The organism is Paenibacillus sp. 01T422 (assembly GCF_056398785.1).
This window is the reverse complement of sequence record NZ_JBFTQB010001236.1, coordinates 1-1418: the sequence shown is the minus strand read 5'-3', so window position 1 is coordinate 1418 and position 1418 is coordinate 1. Positions and strand designations below refer to the sequence as shown.

Annotated in this window: 2 protein-coding genes; both read right to left on the bottom strand. The window is 42.3% G+C overall.

What is annotated here, in order from left to right; translation table 11 throughout:
* The coding region (locus AC1DUA_RS37535; RefSeq protein WP_477504562.1) for a UbiA-like polyprenyltransferase at positions 1-829 on the bottom strand (829 nt) is incomplete at its 3' end.
* A 7-nt stretch (positions 830-836) separates the two neighbouring features.
* A partial coding sequence (locus AC1DUA_RS37530) for a demethylmenaquinone methyltransferase (protein WP_477504561.1) occupies positions 837-1418 on the bottom strand: 582 nt, incomplete at its 5' end.

The window sequence follows — 1418 nt, the reverse complement described above, 5'->3', positions numbered from 1 at the left end:
TCACAAGACTAAGCACTCCGTTCATTGTAAAAAAGGCTGTATTCAGCTTGGATAAGTCCTGAGGTGAAACCAATTTGTGTTCTTTGTACAAAATAACATAGGCAATGACAAGTCCTACTAAATAAAACCAGCTTAGATGTGTCATGAAAAATAAGGTTACAAGGCCAACCGCTGTCAGTACGTGCAGGATACGAGCTGTGTTCAGTGCTGCCTTAATGCCAAAGCGGCTTGGCAAAGAATGAAGTCCTTCATTTCGGTCAAATTCAGCATCCTGACAAGCATATATGAGATCAAACCCAGCGCTCCAACAAACGACCGTTAGATAAAATATAATGGATGCCCATGTGAATTGACCCGTTACAGCTATCCAGCCACCAAGCGGGGCGAGTCCTAAAGTCAAGCCAAGCACAAAATGACATGTCCAGGTAAATCTTTTGGTATAAGAGTAAAAGACAAGAAAAAACACTGCGATTGGCAGCAGTTTCATCGATAACGAACTTAGATTGGAAGTTGCCCAGAAAAGCACAGCAAATGAAATAATAATATAAATAATGACCTGCGGAATGGAAATTAAACCAGCGGGTATTGCGCGATTCTCGGTGCGCGGATTTTTCTTATCAATCGCTTTATCAATCACTCGATTTAGTGCCATTGCAGCGGTTCTTGCTCCCACCATGGCTAATGTAATCCAGCCGATTTGAGCCCAGCTTGGCAAATGGTTAGTTAATACCACCGAGCCCAGAATCGCTCCCATGAATGCAAAAGGCAGTGCAAATACACTGTGTTCAAATTTAATCATTTCCAGAAAAATTTTTAGTTTAGTAAACATATGCGCATTACTCTCCTGATTTCGTATTCCCCTTGGTACCAATATGCAAGGCCGCAACCCCACCGGTTAACGGGTAAGCCTGTACACTCTTCAATCCTTGGTTTGTAAAAATGGCTGCTAATTGTTTGTGGTCGGGAAAATGAATTAATGATTCCGGCAGCCATTTGTACTGCTCATATTTCTGAGCAATCATCTTACCTAAGAAAGGCAGGACGCGTTGGAAATAAAAATAATAGATTGATTTAAACGGCTGCCAAGTTGGTTTCGATAATTCTAGAGACACAACTAGCCCTCCTGGCTTAACGACACGCTGCATTTCACGAATGACTTGCTCCAAATCAGGTACATTACGGAGGGCAAATCCAATCGTTGCATAATCAAACGTGTTATCGTCAAATGGAAGACTCATCGCATTGCCTTGAATTAACTCAATCTGCTTGTCCAAGTGAAGCTCTTTAATTTTCTCAGCACCGTAATCCAGCATGTTTTGGCTGAAATCAAGCCCAACCATTTTACCAGTGCCACTTGCCTTAGCAAGTGAGATGGTCCAATCACAAGTTCCGCAGCATAAATCGATCGCTGTCTCACC